21 protein-coding genes are annotated in these 20796 nt (G+C 38.5%); 19 read left to right on the plus strand and 2 right to left on the minus strand.

All coding sequences use genetic code 11. The features are described 5' to 3' along the window. Window positions 1-77: 77 nt before the first annotated feature. From neuC to BSAG_RS11645, 19 genes are all read left to right on the plus strand, one after another. On the plus strand, window positions 78-1196 hold the full coding sequence (neuC, locus tag BSAG_RS11730; protein WP_004312730.1) for a UDP-N-acetylglucosamine 2-epimerase: 1119 nt from the start codon (window positions 78-80) through the stop codon (window positions 1194-1196). After that, window positions 1186-2223 (plus strand): hypothetical protein, encoded by a 1038-nt coding sequence (locus BSAG_RS11725; protein ID WP_004312731.1) that lies wholly within the window; start codon window positions 1186-1188, stop codon window positions 2221-2223. The genes neuC and BSAG_RS11725 overlap by 11 nt, the downstream gene beginning before the upstream one ends. Further along, entirely contained in the window at window positions 2220-3248 is a 1029-nt protein-coding gene (locus BSAG_RS11720) for a lipid II:glycine glycyltransferase FemX (RefSeq protein ID WP_004312732.1), read from the plus strand. Before BSAG_RS11725 ends, BSAG_RS11720 begins: the two co-directional genes overlap by 4 nt. Before the next feature lie 4 nt (window positions 3249-3252). Next, window positions 3253-4257 (plus strand): N-acetylneuraminate synthase, encoded by a 1005-nt coding sequence (neuB, locus tag BSAG_RS11715; protein WP_004312733.1) that lies wholly within the window; start codon window positions 3253-3255, stop codon window positions 4255-4257. Between the two features lie 4 nt (window positions 4258-4261). Next, window positions 4262-4957 (plus strand): cytidylyltransferase domain-containing protein, encoded by a 696-nt coding sequence (locus tag BSAG_RS11710; RefSeq protein ID WP_004312734.1) that lies wholly within the window; start codon window positions 4262-4264, stop codon window positions 4955-4957. Then, window positions 4954-5988 (plus strand): sugar phosphate nucleotidyltransferase, encoded by a 1035-nt coding sequence (locus BSAG_RS11705; protein WP_004312735.1) that lies wholly within the window; start codon window positions 4954-4956, stop codon window positions 5986-5988. Before BSAG_RS11710 ends, BSAG_RS11705 begins: the two co-directional genes overlap by 4 nt. 6 nt (window positions 5989-5994) lie before the next feature. Beyond that, entirely contained in the window at window positions 5995-7140 is a 1146-nt protein-coding gene (locus BSAG_RS0223200; RefSeq protein WP_004312736.1) for a polysaccharide pyruvyl transferase family protein, read from the plus strand. Further along, complete coding sequence (locus BSAG_RS0223205) at window positions 7137-8345, plus strand: Coenzyme F420 hydrogenase/dehydrogenase, beta subunit C-terminal domain (RefSeq protein WP_004312737.1); 1209 nt, start codon at window positions 7137-7139, stop codon at window positions 8343-8345. The genes BSAG_RS0223200 and BSAG_RS0223205 overlap by 4 nt, the downstream gene beginning before the upstream one ends. Further along, window positions 8345-9523, plus strand: a complete 1179-nt coding sequence (locus BSAG_RS11700; protein WP_004312738.1) for a hypothetical protein — start codon at window positions 8345-8347, stop codon at window positions 9521-9523. The genes BSAG_RS0223205 and BSAG_RS11700 overlap by 1 nt, the downstream gene beginning before the upstream one ends. Further along, window positions 9520-10938 (plus strand): lipopolysaccharide biosynthesis protein, encoded by a 1419-nt coding sequence (locus tag BSAG_RS11695; protein ID WP_004312739.1) that lies wholly within the window; start codon window positions 9520-9522, stop codon window positions 10936-10938. Before BSAG_RS11700 ends, BSAG_RS11695 begins: the two co-directional genes overlap by 4 nt. Continuing rightward, complete coding sequence (locus BSAG_RS11690; RefSeq protein ID WP_004312740.1) at window positions 10932-11744, plus strand: DUF2334 domain-containing protein; 813 nt, start codon at window positions 10932-10934, stop codon at window positions 11742-11744. The genes BSAG_RS11695 and BSAG_RS11690 overlap by 7 nt, the downstream gene beginning before the upstream one ends. Before the next feature lie 89 nt (window positions 11745-11833). Further along, on the plus strand, window positions 11834-12955 hold the full coding sequence (locus BSAG_RS11685; RefSeq protein WP_229037637.1) for a glycosyltransferase family 4 protein: 1122 nt from the start codon (window positions 11834-11836) through the stop codon (window positions 12953-12955). Further along, on the plus strand, window positions 12952-13473 hold the full coding sequence (locus BSAG_RS11680) for an acyltransferase (protein WP_008997533.1): 522 nt from the start codon (window positions 12952-12954) through the stop codon (window positions 13471-13473). Before BSAG_RS11685 ends, BSAG_RS11680 begins: the two co-directional genes overlap by 4 nt. A gap of 12 nt (window positions 13474-13485) precedes the next feature. After that, window positions 13486-14628: a hypothetical protein gene (locus tag BSAG_RS11675; RefSeq protein ID WP_004312743.1), complete on the plus strand. Its 1143-nt coding sequence runs from the start codon at window positions 13486-13488 to the stop codon at window positions 14626-14628. After that, entirely contained in the window at window positions 14618-15754 is a 1137-nt protein-coding gene (locus BSAG_RS11670; protein WP_004312744.1) for a polysaccharide pyruvyl transferase family protein, read from the plus strand. The genes BSAG_RS11675 and BSAG_RS11670 overlap by 11 nt, the downstream gene beginning before the upstream one ends. Window position 15755: 1 nt before the next feature. After that, a complete protein-coding gene (locus BSAG_RS11665) occupies window positions 15756-16514 on the plus strand; it encodes a glycosyltransferase family 2 protein (RefSeq protein WP_004312745.1) in 759 nt (252 codons plus the stop codon). A gap of 3 nt (window positions 16515-16517) precedes the next feature. Beyond that, the gene (locus tag BSAG_RS11660) at window positions 16518-17693 is read left to right on the plus strand and encodes a Coenzyme F420 hydrogenase/dehydrogenase, beta subunit C-terminal domain (protein WP_004312746.1); all 1176 of its coding nucleotides are present in this window, start codon (window positions 16518-16520) and stop codon (window positions 17691-17693) included. Window positions 17694-18492: 799 nt separating this feature from the next. Then, on the plus strand, window positions 18493-19491 hold the full coding sequence (locus BSAG_RS11650) for an MraY family glycosyltransferase (protein WP_004312747.1): 999 nt from the start codon (window positions 18493-18495) through the stop codon (window positions 19489-19491). 5 nt (window positions 19492-19496) lie between these two features. Beyond that, window positions 19497-19934: a WbuC family cupin fold metalloprotein gene (locus BSAG_RS11645; protein WP_004312748.1), complete on the plus strand. Its 438-nt coding sequence runs from the start codon at window positions 19497-19499 to the stop codon at window positions 19932-19934. Between the two features lie 284 nt (window positions 19935-20218). Here the strand turns inward: BSAG_RS11645 and BSAG_RS11640 are convergent, their stop codons facing one another. Together BSAG_RS11640 and BSAG_RS24965 are read right to left on the minus strand one after the other, a co-directional pair. Beyond that, the gene (locus BSAG_RS11640; RefSeq protein ID WP_004312749.1) at window positions 20219-20647 is read right to left on the minus strand and encodes an N-acetylmuramoyl-L-alanine amidase; all 429 of its coding nucleotides are present in this window, start codon (window positions 20645-20647) and stop codon (window positions 20219-20221) included. 4 nt (window positions 20648-20651) lie between these two features. Then, window positions 20652-20759, minus strand: coding sequence for a smalltalk protein (locus tag BSAG_RS24965; protein WP_004295566.1), 108 nt, complete (start codon window positions 20757-20759; stop codon window positions 20652-20654). Window positions 20760-20796: the final 37 nt, after the last annotated feature.

Here is a 20796-nt window from a genome sequence, read left to right on the forward strand (position 1 = left end):
GAGAGATTGCATGAACTGCAAGAGGTCTCGGTTCGAGCTTAAATTTTTTTTTTCCACAATTAATCAAAAGAAAATAGATGAAGAAAGTCTGTATAATAACAGCTGCCCGTTCAGAATACGGTTTGCTCCGATGGACTATAGATAGTGTTCAGCAGAATCCTAATCTCGAACTCCAATTGGTTGTTACAGGTGCACACTTGATGGCTGAACATGGTTATACATATAAGTACATAGAGGAGGATGGTTATCCTATTTCCGCAAAAATGGATATGGGTCTTAGTAGTGATTCAAAGGAAGCCATTGTTGAGTCGATGGGGCGTTGTAGCATGGGTTTTGCAAAGACCTTTGCAGAACTACAGCCGGATCTCGCAGTGGTATTGGGCGACCGCTATGAGCTTCTCCCTATCTGTAGTGCAGCCCTTGTGATGAATATTCCAATAGCTCATATATCAGGTGGCGATGTGACTATTGGTGCTATTGATAACGAAGTACGTAATGCCGTCACTATGATGTCTGTTCTTCATTTTCCTGGAGTGGAAAAGTCGGCTCAGAACATCATTCGTATGCGTAACTCTGATGCAAACGTGTGGACAGTGGGTGAACCGGGGTTGGATAACTTCCGAAGAAGTGTTTTGATGACTCGTCAGGAATTGGCAGAGAATATCGGTATCCCTATGAGCAATAAATGGATTCTTGTCACCCTTCATCCGGAGACCAATGAATCGCTCGAATACAATCTACAGATGGCTAAGAACATCATTGCACTTACAGACAGCATGACTGATGCTTCCATTGTTATTTCAAAGGCAAATGCCGATTTCGGAGGCAATCAGATCAACGACAATTGGACTGAATTAGAGAGGCTAAATCCAGAGAAATATCATCTCTATCCTTCGCTTGGTCAGATGCGCTATCTTAGTTTCATGAACGAATGCTATGCTGTCTTGGGCAACTCGTCAAGCGGTATAATAGAGGCTTCTTGTTTAGGTATACCTGTCATCAATATCGGAAATCGTCAGACTGGTCGCTTCATCTGCAAGAATGTACGTCAGGTAAACAACGATCTCACAGAAATACAATCTGCTTGGAGTGCGATAGAAACTGATCCTGAGCGCATTAAGGACAGCTATTATGGCGATGGATGTACTGCAGAAAAGATAGTAAAACACATTGAAGAGTATCTGTATGCAAAATAGTCATATCATAGGCGGAGAATTTGGCATAGACCTTCAAGGGTTCCAATACGCACAGAGCAATAACGGTTTTTTGGAAGGCATTTACAAGTATTCTTCTGGACGTTCTGCTTTATATTATATTCTTCTTGATGTACAGAAGCGTTACGGTATTACTACAGCTTATCTGCCTAATTATCTTTGTTCGTCCGTAGTGGTAGCAGCCGAGAAGAGTCAAGTGAAGGTCGTGTTCTATAACCTCAATGACCAGCTGGAGATTGATATAGAGAAGTTCCCTCTTGACGACAACGAGAAGGCAGCCGTATTGCTCATCAACTATTTTGGACTTAAGAGTCTCCAATTGCAGGTTGAATTGGTACGGTCTATTAGCATGGAGGCTATCGTTATAGAAGACGATGTGCAGGCGTTTTATGAGTTCTGTAAACCTGAGCTTGCTGCTGACTACAAGTTCACTAGTCTCCGCAAGACTTTTGCTTGTCCTGATGGTGGATTGGTGAAGACTGCTAAGCAACTGACAGTTGTAACTGAAGTAAATAAGTTTCATCAATTTAAACTTGCAGGCTGCATCCTCAAGTCGCTTCACAAACCGAAGTATTACGATGATGATGTTTATCTCCATCTCTTTGAGAAAGGTGAGAGTCATATTGACGATGAGATTACGATGGGCATGAGCCAAATTTCGCAGGAGGTAATTACCAAGACCGACTTCGAACGAATCGCTTACATCCGCCTTCGCAACACTAGACAGATACTCAGTGGGCTCAACACTCTAGGTATCCGAACCATCCTTCCTGTACCCGAAAACAAGACACCTCTGTTCGTTCCGATCTGGTTGGAGGACAGAAACAAAGTTCGCAAGCAGATGTTTCAGCAGCAGATTTTTTGTCCTGTTCATTGGCCGCTTGAAGGCATGAACGTACAGAAGGGGGCTGAGATGGCAGAACATGAGATGTCCATCATTATCGATCAGAGGTATACCAACAAGGATATGGATTTTATTCTCAACACATTAGAGAAAGCATTGAAATGATAGGATTTACAGAACATTGGAATGAGTACCTTGAGCGTATTCCTGCGAAGTTGCAAGACCTGTACTTTCGTGAGGAATATGTGAGACTCTACGAGACAGAGAGCGAGAAGGCTTGCTGCTTCGTGTATCAGAATGGCGACAGCATCTTACTGTTCCCATTCCTCCGTAGAGCCTTTAAGTATAAAGGCAATACATACTTCGATTTTGAGACTGCTTATGGTTATGGCGGTCCCGTATCAAACGACCATAATGAGGTGTTTATGACAGCAGCTCTTCAGGCTATGACCGATAAGGCTAAGGCTGAGAACTACGTCTGTGGATTCATACGTTTCCATCCTCTGCTTGAGAATTGGGACTGTTTCGATAAGGTGGGCCACTTGATTCAGGACAGAAAGACTATTGCTATTGACCTCACAGGAGGCATTGAGGCAACTTGGATGAACGAGATTCACACCAAGAATCGCAATGTCATCAAGAAAGGTGAGAAGAACGGACTAGAATTTGTAGTAGATAACGACTTTACTTATCTCAAGGAGTTTGAGCAGCTATACAATTCCACTATGGATAGGCTGGAGGCTGATGGATTCTACTATTTTGATCCTAAGTATTACGACCAATTGAAAGATACCATTCAGAACCGTTTCCTCGGCATCGTGATCCATGAGGATAAGGTCGTGGCAGGAGCCATCTTCTTCTATCAGTTGCCATATGGCCATTATCATCTTGCCGGTAGTGACAAAGTTTCTCTCAAACTCTCGCCAAATAACTTCCTGCTTTGGGGAGCTGCTAGGGAACTGATCAATCGAGGTGTGGAGCACTTCCATCTTGGTGGCGGTACTGACGGATCTGAGGAGAACAGTCTATATCAGTACAAGTGCAAGTTCTCGAAGCACGAATATCAGTTCATTTTGGGCAAAATGATTTTCAATCCTTCACTTTACGATGAGGTTTGTGCTGATTGGGCTGCTGCTAATCCGGAGAAAACAGAAACACTGAAACACATTCTTTTGAAATATAAATATTGACAATATGCATACTTACATAATAGCTGAAGCAGGTGTTAACCACAATGGTCAGCTCGATCTCGCTCTTCAACTTTGTGATGCTGCCAAGACTGCTGGTGTAGATTGCGTGAAGTTCCAGACTTGGCAGACCGAAAAGATTGTTACTTGTAAGGCAAAGAAGGCAACATATCAGTCGGAAAATACATACGATGCAGAAGAAAGCCAATTCGAGATGCTCAAGAAGTTGGAATTGTCATACGAGAATTTTCGCATCGTTCAGGAGCACTGTAAGAAGATTGACATTGATTTCCTCTCTACTCCTGATGAGGAGTACAGCCTTGCTTTCTTGATGAACGAACTCAATCTTCCTCTTATCAAGATTGGTTCCGGTGAGGTGACTAACATTCCTTACCTCCGTCAGATGGCATCCTACAGTAAACCTATCATTCTCTCTACAGGAATGGCTACACTTGCTCAGGTGGCTACAGCTTACGACACGCTCCTTGCAGCAGGTGCTCCATCAGTGACTTTACTCCATTGCACCACAAACTATCCTTGTCCTAAAAATGAAGTAAATCTTCGTGCAATGCAGACCATGAAGGAGGCTTTCAAATGTCAGGTAGGCTATTCCGATCACACTATGGGTACAGAGATTCCTATTGCAGCCGTTGCTATGGGGGCAGAGATTATTGAGAAGCACTTCACCCTTGATCGCAATATGAAAGGTCCTGACCACAAGGCTTCGCTTGAGCCTCAGGAACTCAAGTATATGGTTGATTGCATCCGCAATATTGAGGTAGCTCTTGGTGATGGCATTAAGCGCCCGAATCCAAGTGAAGTGGAGATTTCCAAAGTGCTACTCAAGTCCATAGTGGCAAAGGTACCAGTGAAGAAGGGAGATATCCTCTCTGCCAATAATATCACCATCAAACGAGCAGGAAGCGGTATTCCAGCCACACACTGGGATATGGTGGTTGACACTAAGGCACTTCACGACTTTGATATTGACGAACCTATTAAGCTCGATTAAACCTATGCGTCCATTAGTTATTATACCGGCACGAGGTGGTAGTAAAGGTATACCTCACAAAAATATAAAGGAGTTGGGTGGTAAACCGTTGATCTGTTATGCTATTGATGCCGCCCGTAAGTTTACTACCGACGATAATATTTGTGTATCGACCGATGATGATGCCATCATCAAAGTTGTAGAGGATTATGGATTGAAGGTTCTTTTTAAGCGTCCTGAGTATTTGGCAACCGATAATGCAGGTACTAATGGGGTACTCCTTCATGCACTCGACTTCTATGAGCAGAAAGGTAATCACTACGATATGGTCGTACTCCTTCAGGCAACCTCTCCTTTCCGTAGAGCCGAAGATGTAATTGAGGCTGCTAAACTCTATGATGATAGTATTGATATGATTACGTCGGTAATGCTAGCTAAGTGTAATCCTTATTACGATGGCTTTGAGGATAATGCAGAAGGATTTCTCACCATCAGTAAGGGAAATGGCACTATTGGACGTCGTCAGGACGCTCCTCACGTATGGCAGCAGAATGGTGCTGTATATGTGATCAATCCTGAACAGCTTAAAGCCAAAGGGCTTGCAGGAATGACCAAGATTCGTAAATATGTGATGGACGAAATTCATTCTGTAGATCTTGACAATATGCTCGATTGGAAGATTGCAGAAATCATGTTGAAAGATAAATTGGTAGAGATATGAGAAAATATATAATAAGTGAGACTGCCTCCGTTCGCGATGCTCTCGTTGCTATTAACAACATAACCCACGATGGCGAGTTGCTCATTGTTGTGAATGCCGCACAGCAGATGGTAGGTTCGCTCACCGATGGTGATATCCGCCGTGGTCTTATTGCAGGAGCAGAACTGACTGATACTATCAACAAAATCATGCATCGTGACTTCAAGTTCATCAAGCAGGAAGATTATGATGTAGCACACCTTAAGTCGTTTCGTGACCGTCGTATTATGTTCATCCCTATTCTTGATGCTGAGAATCATGTGGTGGATGTAGTCAACCTCCAGAAGTTCAAATCAAAACTTCCTATTGATGCCGTTCTGATGGCTGGTGGAAAGGGTGAACGTCTTCGTCCGCTTACTGAGAAGATTCCTAAACCATTGCTCGAAGTAGGAGGCAAGTGCATTATCGATCATAATGTAGATCGTCTGAGGTCGTATGGCGTGCAGTATGTCAATGTGACTGTTAACTACCTTGGCGAGCAGTTGGAGGAGCATTTCTCTACTCCTCGTGATGGTGTACAGGTTCGCACTTTCCGTGAGCCAAAGTTTCTCGGTACTATTGGTAGCATTAAATTTGTAGATACTTTCTACAACGATACTGTTCTTGTGATGAACTCCGATCTCTTCACCAATATCGACTATGAGGACTTTTTTCTCCACTTCCAAATGCACGATGCAGAAATGTCGGTTGCTGCCGTTCCTTACAACATCAGTATCGAATTGGGGATCCTCGATCTTGATGGTCGCAACATCAAGGGGCTCATTGAGAAGCCGAAGTATAACTACTATGCCAATGCCGGCATTTACCTCATAAAGAAGCGCGCTCTTGCCGAGATTCCAAAAGACACTTTCTTCCATGCCACTCATCTTGTAGAGAAACTCATCGCCCAGGACAAGAAAGTTATCCGTTATCCTCTCAACGGCACTTGGATAGATATAGGCACTTTGCAGGAGTATGAGAGAGCGAAGGAATTAGTGAAACATTTGAAATAATCAAGTATGAAAAAAATTGGAATTATTTCATACTTCAACTATTATAACTACGGATCAATGCTTCAGGGCTTTGCTTTGCAGCATTATATCCGATCTCTTGGTCAGGATGTGAAGTGTGAGTTAATCAATTATAGAGGAGTACCCCCAACCAACGCATCAAAGTGGAAGCGATTGAAAACAAGAATCAGTCGAACAGGCTATTATTTGTCACATATTAAAGAGATACGAACAAAATCTAAGTATGTTTCGAAATTCGCATTGCGCAATACCTATTTTGACGAGTTTCTCAAAAATAATACTCAAACGACAGATAAACTTTACAGAAACAAGAACCAGTTGATGGAAAATCCTCCAGTATATGACATTTATGTAACAGGATCAGATCAGACATGGAGTCCTAATGTTTCAGGAGGATATGAGTTAACACCAATGTTCCTTGATTTTGCGGTTAGGGGAGCAAAGAAAGCTGCTTATGCTCCAAGTCTGGGCATAAATTCATTCTCAAATGAGCAAGAACGATATCTCAAAACAAAGTTGCGAGATTACTCAATCTTGTCTTGTCGTGAAGTGGGAGGAGCAACCTTATTATCTAAGATAATAGACAATGAGGTGCCAGCTGTAGTTGACCCAACTCTTTTGATAAAAAAGGAAGAGTGGAGATCATTGGCTCATAAACCAATGATTAGTGGCAAGTACATATTCTGTTACTTTCTTGGTGATCGTCAATATTATCGCGATTTTGTACAACAGTTGTCAAAGCAAACAGGGCTTCCTATTTATTATATTCCTGTAAATTGGCGCGAGTTCTCTGATGCCGATAATTTGATTTGGAATGCAGGTCCTCTTGATTTTGTAGGTTTGATAAATGGTGCAGAATATATTTGTACGGATTCATTTCATGGAGTTGTATTCAGCAGTAATCTTAATAAGAACTTCTACGCATTTGTAAAGCATAGTGGTTCTGAGAGTGCTGGAGATAATTCTCGTTTGTTTGACTATTTGCATAGGATAGGACTTGAAGCTCGTCTTCTTTCATATTATAATGGTGGTTTAATTGATATCCGGTCGATTGATTACTCTGTTGTAAATGCAAAATTCGAGAGCGAAAGAGAAATGTCATATTCTGTAATTAATAGGATTATTGAGTTATGATGAAAGAAATCTGCCAACATAATGAATGTACCGGTTGTTCTGCATGTGTAAATGTTTGCGGAAAGAACGCTATATTTTATTGTGAGGATAAAATAGGTTTCCGCTATCCAGTTGTCAATTTGGACTTATGTATTGATTGTGGTTTATGTCAAAAAGTATGCCCCAACAATGTTGAGGTTGATAAGAGCGAACCAACCCTATGTTTTGTAGGGCATGCAACAGATCGTTCTGAACAGGAAACATCTTCTTCTGGTGGTATCGCTTCATTGTTAAGTCGGACAATAATAAGACAAGGAGGTGTTGTGTATGGATGCACTGCTAGAGATATTTCACATGTACAACATATTCGTGTTAATAATGATGATGACCTGTTCCTTCTAAAAGGAAGTAAGTATGTGCAAAGTGATCTAGGTGATTGTTACAAACGCATCAAAGTAGATTTACATTCAAATCTACAGGTTATCTTTATTGGAACTCCATGTCAAATTGCCGGTCTGAGGACATATTTGCGCAAGGACTATGAAAATTTGGTCACAATAGATTTTGTTTGTCATGGAGTACCTTCACAGATTATCTTGAATGAAAGTTTAAGAACTAAAACTAATGAAAACCTTCGAGAATGTACACTTTCGTTCCGCCGTAAAATTAAGAATGGGAAGAAAATTGATTCGAAATATGGTCTCTTCCTAGATAACAAAAAAGGACAATCTGTGTATAATGGAATGCATCCAAAGGATATGTATATCGCTGGTTTTTTATCGGCACTGTACTATCGCGAATCATGTTACCAGTGCAAATATGCAACCTCCGAGAGAGTTAGCGATATTACTGTGGGAGATTATGCAGACAGGGATAGCGAATACAGCCAACTATCTGGAAGTGATTTTTTGCTATCAATGATAACCTTGAATACACAAAAAGGAGAAAAGCTGTTTGCTGATTTGAATGAAACAGTTGAGATTGCTCCTATAGAGTATTCAAAGTTGGTGGCTGTTCAAGGGCAGTTACGGATGCCGATGAAGAGGCATCCGAATAGAGATAAATTTTCTGATCTGTTTCAAAACGCAGATTTTGAAAAGGATGTGAAACTTCTGATAAGTAATGATCTTAAGAGGATCGCAAAAATTACTCGAAAAACTCGAATAAGAGAAATACTCTTTCATATCCCTTTTATGAAGCATTATCTAAATCAAAGGAATAAATAATGAGAAAGTTTATTTCATACCTATCACTGGATCGAATAGGCTTTCTTGAGCTTCTATTTGCATTCTACTGCATATTATCAGGGTATAGTTGGGGGGCAATAAAAGGTAACCTGTTCTTTATGGTTGTGATGGCATTAATTGCTTTCGCAAGGCAAAATAAATCCAACATACAAATGAGAGAGTTAAAATGGCTTATTGCTTTTGTGGTTATACATGAAATTCTGTTGGCGGTTATGATAAATGCCCCAGGATACATGATTAACAATACCATTTCGGCTGTGCTATTGTCAATATGTATTATACCTATTGTGAAAGCTCTGGATTTTGAAAAACTAAAAGGGGCAATAAATCTTGTTGCTATTATTAGTATAGGAGGTATTGCATATCACTTCGCAATAATTAGGAGTGGCGGGTGTGTAACACCTATTCCTTTGCCGTTTCTTCCTGAACTTGAAACAGGATCAAGACTTTTTGAGGAAGGATTTCGCCCAACCTCGTTTTACTGGGAGCCTGCTGCCTTTGTGACTTATATGATGGTTCCACTTTTTCTGTCATTATTTGAACGAAAATTCACATGGACGGTCATTATTATGGCATCAATGTTCTTCAGTACATCTACAACTGGTATCACAATGTCCCTCCTTATGCTGATCGTATATGTATTAACACAGGATATTAGAATTCGAACAAAAGTTGCTGTTGTGTTATTGACTGGAGTTTTTGTATGGCTGCTGTTTACTTCGGAAATTTTCTCTGCTGGTATGGAGAAAATCTCAGAGACAGATATTGAAAGTACATCTCGAACAATCAATGGTCCAGCTATGGTGTTTAATATGCCATTTATGGATTTATTAATTGGCATGCCTGCAGCTAATCCGTATGATTACTTAATAAGTGGAGGTTTCCATTCCAATGAAATAATTGTAAAGGAAAATTCTATCTTTGTTTCTACATTCTGGCTGGTACTTGCAAAATTCGGAGTGATAGGGCTTGCTTTATTCTTGTCGTTGTATATCAGACCTTTAATTAATAGTAAGGAAATATTGACATATATTATTATGCTATTTGCGAGTATGTTCTTTCAAAGTTATTCCTTTGGAACTGGAGGTTTCGCTTTTCAAATTATTTTTATTTATTTGTTTACAAGTATTTATAATCGTCAAAATAGTTTGGTATGAACTCAAGAATAAAAGAATTACTTTCCAATACGCTATTATTTGCAATTGCAAATATGGGATCAAAAATTCTTGTGTTTTTGATGATTCCATTATACACAGCAGTACTTTCAACTGAAGAGTATGGCATATCAGACATGGTTCAAACAACAGCTCAAATGTTATTCCCTATTTTGACATGTATGATTGCAGATGCTATACTAAGATTTTGTTTCATTAAAAATGTTGACCGAAGGAAACTCTTTTCAACTGGCTTAAGGGTGACATTATGGGGCTTTGTAATAAGCCTTTTTATTACAGCTGGGCTCTATTTCCTTCCAATGTTCGATTCTATTGGTGGGTATATTCTATTTGTTCCTATTATGTTATGCAATCAAGGTTTGATGAACCTGATGCATAAGTTCGCAAGAGGAATTGATAATGTAAAAGTCTCTGTATCTGGAGGATTGCTGAGTTCATTCATGGTAGTTGTTCTCAACTTGTTCTTTTTGCTTGTATTGAGGCTAGGGGTTATGGGATTTTTGCTTTCATATACCATTGCAGACATTTTTGCTATTTCTTACATGGCTATAAAGTGCAGTGTATGGGATTATTGGACAAGGATTTCTGATGCAAAACTCCAAAAGGAGATGATTGTGTTTTCAATGCCACTAGTTTCAAATCAGATAAGTTGGTGGGCTCTGAGTAGTGTAAATCGCTATGTCATGCTTGCATGGCTAGGTGTATCAGCAGTGGGTATATATTCTGCAACTCTGCGTATACCTTCAATATTGACTGTATTGTGCGATATTTTTGCACAGGCTTGGTTGTTATCAGCGTTGAAGGACTATGGTACAGATGAATCCAAAAGGTATATAAAGTCAATGCATCGGAAGTATTTTTCAATGCTTATTTTATTGACTGGAATGATTATCCTTTTGTCTTATGTTCTTGCTAGTGTTTTGCTGTCTGGTGAATTTGTATCTTATTGGTGGGTCACTCCATACCTTTTTATATCTGTATTCCTTGGTGCATTGGCCGGTTTTCTTGGCTCAATATTTTCATCAGAAAGGAAGAATATCATGCAATTTGTTTCCACTTTGATAGGAGCGATTGTTTCAATTTTGCTAACAGTTTTATTCCTGAAGCAATATGGAGTCATTGTGGTAGCCATATCTACAATGATTGGATATTATATAATATGGTTAATTAGAAGGGTAGCTGTAAACAAATATTTGAATATTGGTGTAAGTCCAATTAGTACCACAATGCAGGTGATTCTTTTGGTGGTTGAATCAGTGTTTGTAGGGAAAGGTGCTTATTTGTGGGCAATGTTATGTTTTGCAATATTGACTGTTTTGAACTTTTCTGAAATAGTATCAATAGTACGATTTGCAATTAGAGAGTTAAATCATTATATACATAGAAAGTTATGGTAAAGTTAGCAATTAGAGACGATGATGCAAATTTCTTCACAAAGGTAGAAGATATAGAATTCGTTTATAAAGATTTTGAAGGCTTTCCAATATCATTTGCTGTTGTCCCTCATGTTATGGATGTTTCAACTAAGGGGACATGTTCTGACACAAAAGGAAACACTACACCGCGTGATATAGATAAAAATATAGAACTATGTTTATGGTTTAGAGAAAAGTATGTCCGTAAAGAGTGCGACATTTTGCTTCATGGCATCACTCATCAGTATAAAGTTGATGGGAATATACGATATCCGGAAATGATATGGTCTGGCATGAGCGGAAATAAATTGATAATCAAAAATATAAAATTGGCAAAAGACTACTTGGAATATGCGTTAAAATGCCAAATTTCTGTTTTTGTGGCACCAAGTAATATGATTTCCAAGAAATGCCTAAATGCTGTTGTTGCTAACAATATGCATTTCTCAGGCATTGTTCCTATCAATTTTCAGCGTAATTTGACCATTCAGAATATTATAAGCTATTGCAAGAGATGGTATTACCGTGTTACAATAGGATTTGCTTATCCTGGTGTTTTGAAGTATTCGGATCACTTAGAGATAAATGCATGTGCATTAAGGTCCTTGACTTATCTAAAAGCATTGTTTGATTATTGCGATAAAAATAACTTGCCAATGGTTGTTAACGTTCATTATTGGCATCTACGGGATAATCCTGAGTATTTGGAAATGCTCCGTTCGTTTGTGATGGACTATGCTATACCTAAGGGTGCACAGCCTACTTTATTATCGAATATTTTAAAATGAAAGTACTATTCGTAACGTCGCATATAACCCACCCTTCTTCTCCTACTTTTATGCGTAATCAGACGGGGTTTGGGTATATGGTATTTGACATGGCAAAGCATATCTCACAAACTAATCAAGTGGATATGTTTGTTGCTAACACATTTTCACTTTCGGTACAACTTGAGGGAGTGAATATTATTAAAAGAACATGGATGTCATATTTCTGTGGATTGACACTAAATAGTCTCTTAAATGGATTTAAATATGTCAAGAAGTACAAATTACCTCTGAAGCGAAGCTTTAGGGAATTATACATGTATACATCATTATCTCAGCTTCACTCAAATTTGATGGAGTATGATGTTGTTCATATTCATGGATGTAGTGAGATAACAGATTCCATGATTCGTATGTGTAAAATAGCAAATGTTCCATTCGTCGTTACATTACATGGATTGAATAGTTTTGAAGACTCTATCAAACTTCCTTTTAGCCTCAAGCGGTATGAACGGGACTTCCTCAAAGAGGCATCATCAAATGGATATCCTGTATCATTTATCAGTACTGGAAACAAGAAGACTGCTGAATCATTTATTGGACATGATGTTGCAAATTTTTATGTTATTTGCAATGGCTGCGATGTTGTTGAGAAGGGTAGTACGCAAAACATAAGGGAGAAATATCATATCTATGAAGACGAATTTTTGTTCGTCTTCGTAGGAAACATTTCTAAGAATAAGAATCAGATTCAGGCTGCCCGTGCTTGGTTGAAGATGCCAGAAGAGTATAGAAATCGAAGTAAGATCCTATTTGTAGGTAGATATTTTGAGACAGATGAGGTCGCAAAGTTTATTAAAATCCATAATCTACAAGATAAACTAATCCTTTGTGGAATACAACCGAAAGAAGATATCTTCAATTATTATGAGACTTGTAATGCAACTATTCTTACTAGCTTGACAGAAGGATTTGGGTTGAGCATAATCGAAGGGTACGTTTATGGCAAACCAAATGTCACTTTTAAAGATCTACCGGCAGTTGAGGACCTTTATGTAAATGACGCTATGATAGCTGTGGAAGAAAGAACAGATGAAGCGTTGGCAAAAGCTATGGTAGAAATAATGTGCAAAATAATTGATTGTGAAAATATCAAATCAGTCTCTAAAGGGTTTTCATTTCAGAGGATGACACAACAATACGTTGAATTATATAAGAGTGTAATTAAATGAAAAGGATAATTGTTTTCTGTGTGGACAAGTTTCGTAGATTGAAGCACTATGTAAGTACTTTCATCTTGAAACATCAACTTGTTGCATATGGTGACCATGTTGGAGCTGCAAGATATATAAAAATATCAAGGCAAGCAAAAGTCTCTGTTGGTCATAATTGTGGGTTTAATGGTATGGTTATCAGTGGATTTGGTAGCGTGAAAATTGGAAATTACTTTCACTCGGGTACTAATATCTTGATAATGTTAGGAAGCCATGATTATGAGTATGGTGATAAAATTCCGTATGGAATTCATTATAAGCCGAAGAATGTTGTAATAGATGATTTCGTTTGGATCGGAAGTAATGTGATAATCTCAGGTAATGTACATATTGCTGAGGGTGCTATTGTTGCCGTTGGTTCAGTTGTTGTAAAAGACGTACCTCCATGCGCAATTGTTGGTGGTAATTCAGCTAAGATTATTAAGTATAGAGATATAGAACAGTTTAATCGCTTGAAAGCTAAAGGTAGATTTTAATGAGTATAGCTTATGAATTATATTAAGTTTTTGAATTATTTACGTTCCTTTGATAAAGAATTGTTTGAGGTCACGTCAAAAGAACAGAAGGAATTTCTCTCGACCATGAAAGAACCTGTTGATGATATTGACAGATCCTTCAATCAGTTTAGAGGAAGACATTTTTTTTACCATACACTCAAAGAAATAGCAGCAGAGATTATTTCGTTCTTTGCTTTACCAGTGTATGTACTATATTGCTTGATTCTCTATGTATTCAAGCCTAAACAAACGCAATCATATCAGGCCGTTGGCGATTTCTATAAATTTGAGGAAATAATTCCTAATACACTCAGACATGAGTTCGATATAAATAATAACGTTTGGAACAAAGGGCGTATGCTTTCAGGAAGTGATGTTCTTCTCTTGATAAAAATATTTTTTAGACATCCTGTTCCATGCTTTGTATTCAAAACGGCAATCAAACTGTCGTACTATAAATACATAATTTATTGCTATAGCCCTAAAGCAATTATTGTACATAATGAAGCATCGTACGCAGGTTCAATATTGACAAAGTATTGCAATGACCTTGGTATCGAGCATGTCAATGTTATGCATGGCGAAAAGTTATTTTATTTAGGGAATGTGTATTTTAGATATAATCGTTGCTATGTATGGGGAGAACATTATAAACAGATGTTCCTCAGCCTAAAAGCAGAAGCTACACAGTTCCGTATTGAGATACCAGAGAGTTTTAATGTTGATGTTGAGAATAATTTTAGAAAAGAGTATTATAGCGATTATAAGTATTATCTTCAAATATATGATGAAGCACAACTAAAAAGTATTATTGAGTCACTTAACTTTATCGTTAAGAATGGACAGATATATAAATTTAGACCTCATCCTAGGTTCAGCAACATAAAACTGCTTGAAGAACTTGTAGATAAGAGTATTATTGAATACCCCAAAGACGTTCCAATTCTAGAATCTATTGCTAGTACGAAACATGTTATTGGTTCATATACAACAGTATTAAACCAAGCATACTATGCAAATATTGATGTGATATTTGACGATGTGACATATAAGGACACTTTTGATAAATTGGGGGATTTGAACTATATATTCGCTAAAGAGGATACGAATAAACTATCGCAATATGTCAAGTAATAAAGTATTACTAACTACCGTATTCTCCGGTTACAACTACGGCTCAAGTCTGCAGGCATTAGCAGGAAAGACGATATTGAAAGAACTTGGTTATGACTGCCAGTTGGTGGCTATGAAGAGTCTGGTGAAAGGACGTGATATACGACTGAAAAAACTCCTTACTATCTTGGTTCGATCATTGATGCTCAGAGGAAAGAATGGTTCAAAATCGTTGAGTATTTATCAGAATTCTTACAACAAGACGATGATAGGAGATTCTGCTTCGCTTTTTATTCGTTTCTCGGACGAGTACTTGCAGCCAAATTATCTCTCGTGGGATGGCATGAAGAAAGCAGCAAAAGAGGCTGTTGCTTGTTTTGCCGGTAGTGACCAAATCTGGAACTCATCAACAATGTATGTGGATCCAATGTACTATCTTCGTTTTGCGCCTGCAGAGAAACGAGTTGCTTTGGCTCCAAGTTTTGGACGTGATTTTGTTGCAGACTACAATAAGGAGAAGATAGGGAAATGGATTAGTGAGTTTGCATACCTGTCAGTACGTGAGGATAGTGGAGTGAAGCTCATCAAGGAGATGACAGGACGTGAGGCAATTCAGTTGGTGGATCCTACACTGATGGTGGATGGTGAAACATGGAAGAATATCCTAGGCATTGATGACAAGGAGAGTAACTATATACTTGCATACTTTTTGGACAAGCCATCGGAACTTGCTCGAAAGGCGATAACAGAACTGAGGGCGGCATTGAAGTATGAGGTGATAGCTATTCCATACCAGTTTGATGATATGAGTTATTGTGACAAGATGGTGTCTTCGGGGACTATTGAGTTTCTTGATTTGATAAATAACGCAAAGTGTGTACTGACCGATTCATTCCATGGCACAGCCTTCTCCATCAATCTGCATACTCCTTTCTATGTTTTCAGCAGAGCATACGGGACTGCTCATTCACAGAATAGTCGTGTAGAGTCAATACTGAAGAAGGTGAAAATGCAGGCTCGATTTGAGCCTAAGGACGTCCTTGTTCAGTATGACCAGATTGACTTTGCTTATTCGGAGAGCGTATTAATAGAAGAGCGCAAGAATGCAAGAGAGTATATTTCAAATGCGCTAAAAACAATAGAATAAGATGAACGTAAGTATAGTAATGCCGTATTACAATGCGGCAAAATATATCAAAGAGACAGTTGGGGCAATTATTGCCCAAACTTATACGGATTGGGAACTGATTATTGTGGATGACTGTTCTCTAGCTCCTGAAACTGTAGAGGTACTCAAGGCGGTGGAAGCTATGGATGATCGTATCCGTGTGTTGAGAGCCAAAGTGAATGGTGGTGCAGGTGCTGCTCGCAACATTGCCATCAAGGAGGCATATGGTCGATATCTGGCGTTTTGTGATTCAGACGACTGGTGGTATCCTACCAAATTGGAGGAGCAGATACGTTTCATGGAGGAGAACAACTATCCCTTTACTTGCACATGGTATGAGGATGCCGACGAGAACTTGGAGCCATACTATACTATGAAGCAGAATGAGAAGCAGACGTACAAGAGTATGATCACTGGATGCAACATTGGTACTCCAGGTGTGATGGTTGACACTCAGGTATTGGGTAAGAAGCAGATGCCCAACCTCCGTAGAGCAGAAGATTGGGGGCTGTGGATGATGTATCTGAGAGATACTGATTATCTGGTGACTTATCCGAAGGTGCTTTGGAAATATCGTCATGTTCCTGGGTCTGAGACCTCGAACAAGTGGAAGCAACTGAAGGCTGTCATTCGGATGTATCAAGAAGTGTTAGGCTTTTCTGCCTTCAAAGCAAATATGATAGTATTCTTGCTATTTTTACCAAACAATATTTGGAGAAAAATTCAAAAGAGATTCTAAACTATGAACGTAGCAGAATTAGATATTGATAAGTGCTCTGGTTGTGGCTTGTGCGCTAGTGTTTGCAGTAAACATAGTATTAGTATTGTACCTGATGATTCTGGTTTTCTCCGTCCTATAGTGGATAAGAATACTTGTGTGGATTGCGGTCTGTGTGTAAAGAGATGTGTGATAGTGAACCCTCGCAAGCAAACTATTCCCCAAAAAACTTACGCTGCAATTCGTCAAGACAAAGATAGAATTGCTCTTTCTTCTTCTGGTGGAGTTTTTGCTGCTGTGGCAGAATATGTTCTCCTGAAAAAAACGAATTGGGTGGTAGTAGGTAGCACACTAGATGAAACTGTTTCAGCAAACCATATTATAGTTGATAATGTTGTTGACCTAAAGAACCTTTATGGATCCAAGTATGTCCAAAGTGAAACTACTGGTATTTATAAAAAGATTCAAATCCTACTGGATGATAGCAAATCTGTCTTGTTTTCAGGAACTCCGTGTCAAGTAGCAGCTATTCAACGATACACAAATAACCATCCGAATCTGTGGACTATTGAGGTAATCTGCCATGGTGTATCCAATAATAAGATGTTCAACTCATATTTGGATATGTATAAGAGGAATGAGATCAGGATGTTCTATTTCAGAGATAAAGAACAAGGATGGTCGTTCAACAACAAGATTGTCTATCAGAATGGGAAGGAAAAGAAGATTAACCATAGGATGTCATCTTATATGACCTATTTCTTGAAAGGTGAGACATACAGAGATTGTTGTTATTGTTGCCCATACGCAAAACCAGAAAGATGTGCCGATATTACTATAGGCGATTTTTGGGGCATCTTGCAGACAAGACCCGATTTGAACAACAAAATAGATATTGAAAAGGGTGTGTCTTGTGTTCTTGTTAACACAGATAAAGGTATATCAATGGTCGGTAATGCTGAACTTGAGTTGTACGATGTGGAATATGATGCTATCAGAAAAGAAAATGGTCCTGTAAACGAACCTTCACACCATACGGTCAAACGCGATCTTGTTCTAGCTGAATGGGGAAAAAAAAAGGATTGGACCGATGTACATACATTTTGGAAAAAGAATGATAGGAAAATAACCTTTGTGCTTTGGTCAATGATACCGGTATCTCTTCAGCATAAGATAAGGGTGATGCTAGGGAAGAGATAATATATTCTACATAAAAATAAGTGTGACTATCAACAAATATAATGAGCTCCTTAAGGATAACTTGTCATTTATTGTAATAGAAGTAAATGGAAAACATTTATTGAATAATGATATTCCCCCTTTCCTAAAAAATGTATTAGAAATTTGTCGGTATTACATTGAAAAAAAACATCTTGATTGTATAAAATTGCCTGTTAAGGAAAATACGGTTGAATGGATGTGGAAATGTTTTTAGAAGAGTAATGAAACGTCTATTCAACAAAGTATAGAAGTTACAATAAATCAAAATCAATATATTTTTGAAGAGTGAAGGGTAAAAGGTGAGAGGTATGATTACACGAATGTGTAACGTGAGAATTTTATTCTATGTTGTTAATGATAAAGAATCATAAATTAATTTGGATAAACAAGGAAAAATGTTTACCGCTGTTTCTAAACACCTGTTTCATCAAATGCATGTTTGTAATGATAGCTGTCAAGAATATTGTTCATAGGCTCTGCTCATAGGACGAGACGTTGCCAATAGCATTTCAGAGAGTATTCTTGGATCGTATGATCAAAGGTTGATATTGGGATATCGAAACTTGGAGCTGGCGTTGAAAATTTTAAACTACAGTAGCAATCTTAGTTTATTACTTTCTAATAAAATAGCATTGAAAAAAGATGGGAATACGAGTGTCGTGCATGGGAAAACAGAACAACAACTTATCAGACAGAGGATTATACACAAATGGGAAATATAATGAAAGCTTTGTGTTGATTTTTATATTAAATATCGAAGTAAATACATTAAAACAATATGGAATTAGTTAGTACTTATGGAATTATTTTTGTGATTCTATTGGCATTAGAGTTATGCTATTTCAAGGTGGCTGACCACTTTAATATTATCGACAAACCCAACGAACGCTCATCACACTCTACGATTGTATTGCGTGGCGGAGGTATAATCTTCTTGATTGGTGTATGGATTTGGAGTGTATTCTTTGGATTTCAATATCCCTGGTTTCTGGTAGGCCTGACGCTTGTAGCAGGCATTAGCTTTGTAGATGACATCCATTCATTACCGGACTCTGTAAGATTGGTCGCTCAATTTGTAGCTGCCGCAATGGCATTCTATCAGCTTGGCATATTGCATTGGTCAATGTGGTGGGTAATACTGTTAGCACTAATAGTCTATGTTGGTGCCACAAATGTAATAAACTTCATGGATGGAATCAATGGTATCACAGCAGGCTACTCTTTGGCTGTATTGATTCCGTTGGCTCTGGTGAATATGGATGATATTTTTGTAGAACAGAGTCTGATCATATCAACGATTCTTTCTTCATTGGTGTTTTGTATTTTCAATTTCCGTCCGAAGGGTAAAGCGAAATGCTTTGCAGGGGATGTCGGCTCTATCGGCATTGCTTTTATCATACTGTTTCTGTTAGGTAATGTAATAATCAAGACAATGGATATTACTTGGCTGATATTTCTGTTGGTATATGGTGTGGATGGCTGTCTGACTATTGTACATCGTATTATGTTGCACGAAAATTTGGGCGAGGCACATCGTAAGCATGCTTATCAGATTATGGCTAATGAGTTAAAAGTAGGTCATGTAAAAGTTGCATTGCTGTATACGGTTATGCAGTTAGTGATTTCCCTTGGATTTATCTATCTCTGTCCCGATACAGTGCTTGCTCATTGGTTATATCTGGTGGGTGTATCAGCTGTATTAGCTATTGCTTACATATTATTCATGAAAAAATACTATCATTTACATGAAGAATATCTTATATCATTGAAACAATAACGATTATGGAATTTGATAAAGAATTTTTAGATAAGTTATTTGAGCAAGCTAAAGAGAATCCACGTTTACGTCAGAACTTCGACCTACGCACTTCATCTGCCGATACCAGTCAACGTATGCTAAACGCATTGTTGCCAGAAACTAAGGTGCCTATCCATCGACATGAAGATACTACCGAAACAGTAATCTGCCTGTGTGGTAAGTTGGACGAAGTAATTTATGAGGAAGTAGTTTCGTATGAGAAGGATACGGATGATTTTCAGAAGGGGGTGAATGTACAAGATGTAGCTCGTAAGGTTGAGTATCGAGAAGTACAGCGTATCCATCTCAATCCTACAGAAACCAAGTATGGTTGTCAGATACCTAAGGGTGCATGGCATACTGTGGAAGTGATTGAACCATCTGTCATCTTTGAGGCTAAAGATGGAGCTTATGCTCGTTAAACGATGAAAAACAGATGAAATGAATAGGAAGTACTGAAAGTGCTTTTTAATACGTTATGTTATAATTGAATATTTACAATGAGATGGAAAAATGTAGGTCCCTAGATTCATGTGACAAACATGAATCCCTACATTTAGTAGATTAGGAGCAATATAGTGGTATTGTTCTAATCTCGCTCTTCATATTAGTGTTAACACTAATATGATTTCCAAAAAATACCAACTGTCTGTGAAGATCGTTGATATTTTTTTATACAATAAGCCGTGTGGAAATCTAAAAGAAGCTACTTTTGATAAGAAATTACTTGGGAATACTCTTTCACCGCATCAAAGCACGGACATCCTTTCATTGGATTCAAGTCCCGGTGTCCCACAATCAACGCTTTCGGAAACTGCCTTTTCAACTCCCTCAACAAAGCAAGCAAAGCTCCTTTTTGTTCCAGTGTACGCGTATCTTTCGGTTTTCCGTTCGCATCCAGTCCTCCCTCATAACAAACACCAACCGAATGGGCATTATGATTACGGCAGTGTGCCCCGACCTTTTCTAACGCACGTTCCCGGTGAATCTCCCCATCACGAGTGATGTAAAAATGATAGCCAATATCACGGAAACCACGGTGCAAGATATGATCCTGTCGGCAAGCCTCCGCCGAAAGGGACTTTCCTTCCGGCGTGGCACTGCAATGAATGATAATTAATGTAATAGTCCGCATGGGGTTACATGCAACTTTGTATTCCGAACACACCTCCGATGGCGGTGGCTACAGTGATAACGATTTTGAGAACTAAGCTCCATACAGAGCGGGAAGATGATGATTTACTCATACAATAACAGGTTTTAAATAAATTAATAATAGTTTTC

This window comes from Bacteroides sp. D1 (genome assembly GCF_000157095.2).
GTDB classification, from domain to species: Bacteria; Bacteroidota; Bacteroidia; order Bacteroidales; family Bacteroidaceae; genus Bacteroides; species Bacteroides xylanisolvens.

Bases quoted from the DNA above. Each gene is read 5' to 3' on its own strand.
- BSAG_RS11690 (WP_004312740.1), top strand. From the start codon at position 10,932: ATGGTAAAGTTAGCAATTAGAGACGATGATGCAAATTTCTTCACAAAG.
- BSAG_RS11645 (WP_004312748.1), top strand. From the start codon at position 19,497: ATGGAATTTGATAAAGAATTTTTAGATAAGTTATTTGAGCAAGCTAAA.
- BSAG_RS11650 (WP_004312747.1), top strand. From the start codon at position 18,493: ATGGAATTAGTTAGTACTTATGGAATTATTTTTGTGATTCTATTGGCA.
- BSAG_RS11670 (WP_004312744.1), top strand. From the start codon at position 14,618: ATGTCAAGTAATAAAGTATTACTAACTACCGTATTCTCCGGTTACAAC.
- BSAG_RS11685 (WP_229037637.1), top strand. From the start codon at position 11,834: ATGGCAAAGCATATCTCACAAACTAATCAAGTGGATATGTTTGTTGCT.
- neuB (WP_004312733.1), top strand. From the start codon at position 3,253: ATGCATACTTACATAATAGCTGAAGCAGGTGTTAACCACAATGGTCAG.
- BSAG_RS0223200 (WP_004312736.1), top strand. From the start codon at position 5,995: ATGAAAAAAATTGGAATTATTTCATACTTCAACTATTATAACTACGGA.
- BSAG_RS11640 (WP_004312749.1), bottom strand. From the start codon at position 20,647: ATGCGGACTATTACATTAATTATCATTCATTGCAGTGCCACGCCGGAA.
- BSAG_RS11680 (WP_008997533.1), top strand. From the start codon at position 12,952: ATGAAAAGGATAATTGTTTTCTGTGTGGACAAGTTTCGTAGATTGAAG.
- neuC (WP_004312730.1), top strand. From the start codon at position 78: ATGAAGAAAGTCTGTATAATAACAGCTGCCCGTTCAGAATACGGTTTG.
- BSAG_RS11660 (WP_004312746.1), top strand. From the start codon at position 16,518: ATGAACGTAGCAGAATTAGATATTGATAAGTGCTCTGGTTGTGGCTTG.
- BSAG_RS11695 (WP_004312739.1), top strand. From the start codon at position 9,520: ATGAACTCAAGAATAAAAGAATTACTTTCCAATACGCTATTATTTGCA.
- BSAG_RS11720 (WP_004312732.1), top strand. From the start codon at position 2,220: ATGATAGGATTTACAGAACATTGGAATGAGTACCTTGAGCGTATTCCT.
- BSAG_RS0223205 (WP_004312737.1), top strand. From the start codon at position 7,137: ATGATGAAAGAAATCTGCCAACATAATGAATGTACCGGTTGTTCTGCA.
- BSAG_RS11710 (WP_004312734.1), top strand. From the start codon at position 4,262: ATGCGTCCATTAGTTATTATACCGGCACGAGGTGGTAGTAAAGGTATA.
- BSAG_RS11705 (WP_004312735.1), top strand. From the start codon at position 4,954: ATGAGAAAATATATAATAAGTGAGACTGCCTCCGTTCGCGATGCTCTC.
- BSAG_RS11700 (WP_004312738.1), top strand. From the start codon at position 8,345: ATGAGAAAGTTTATTTCATACCTATCACTGGATCGAATAGGCTTTCTT.
- BSAG_RS11665 (WP_004312745.1), top strand. From the start codon at position 15,756: ATGAACGTAAGTATAGTAATGCCGTATTACAATGCGGCAAAATATATC.
- BSAG_RS11675 (WP_004312743.1), top strand. From the start codon at position 13,486: ATGAATTATATTAAGTTTTTGAATTATTTACGTTCCTTTGATAAAGAA.
- BSAG_RS24965 (WP_004295566.1), bottom strand. From the start codon at position 20,759: ATGAGTAAATCATCATCTTCCCGCTCTGTATGGAGCTTAGTTCTCAAA.
- BSAG_RS11725 (WP_004312731.1), top strand. From the start codon at position 1,186: ATGCAAAATAGTCATATCATAGGCGGAGAATTTGGCATAGACCTTCAA.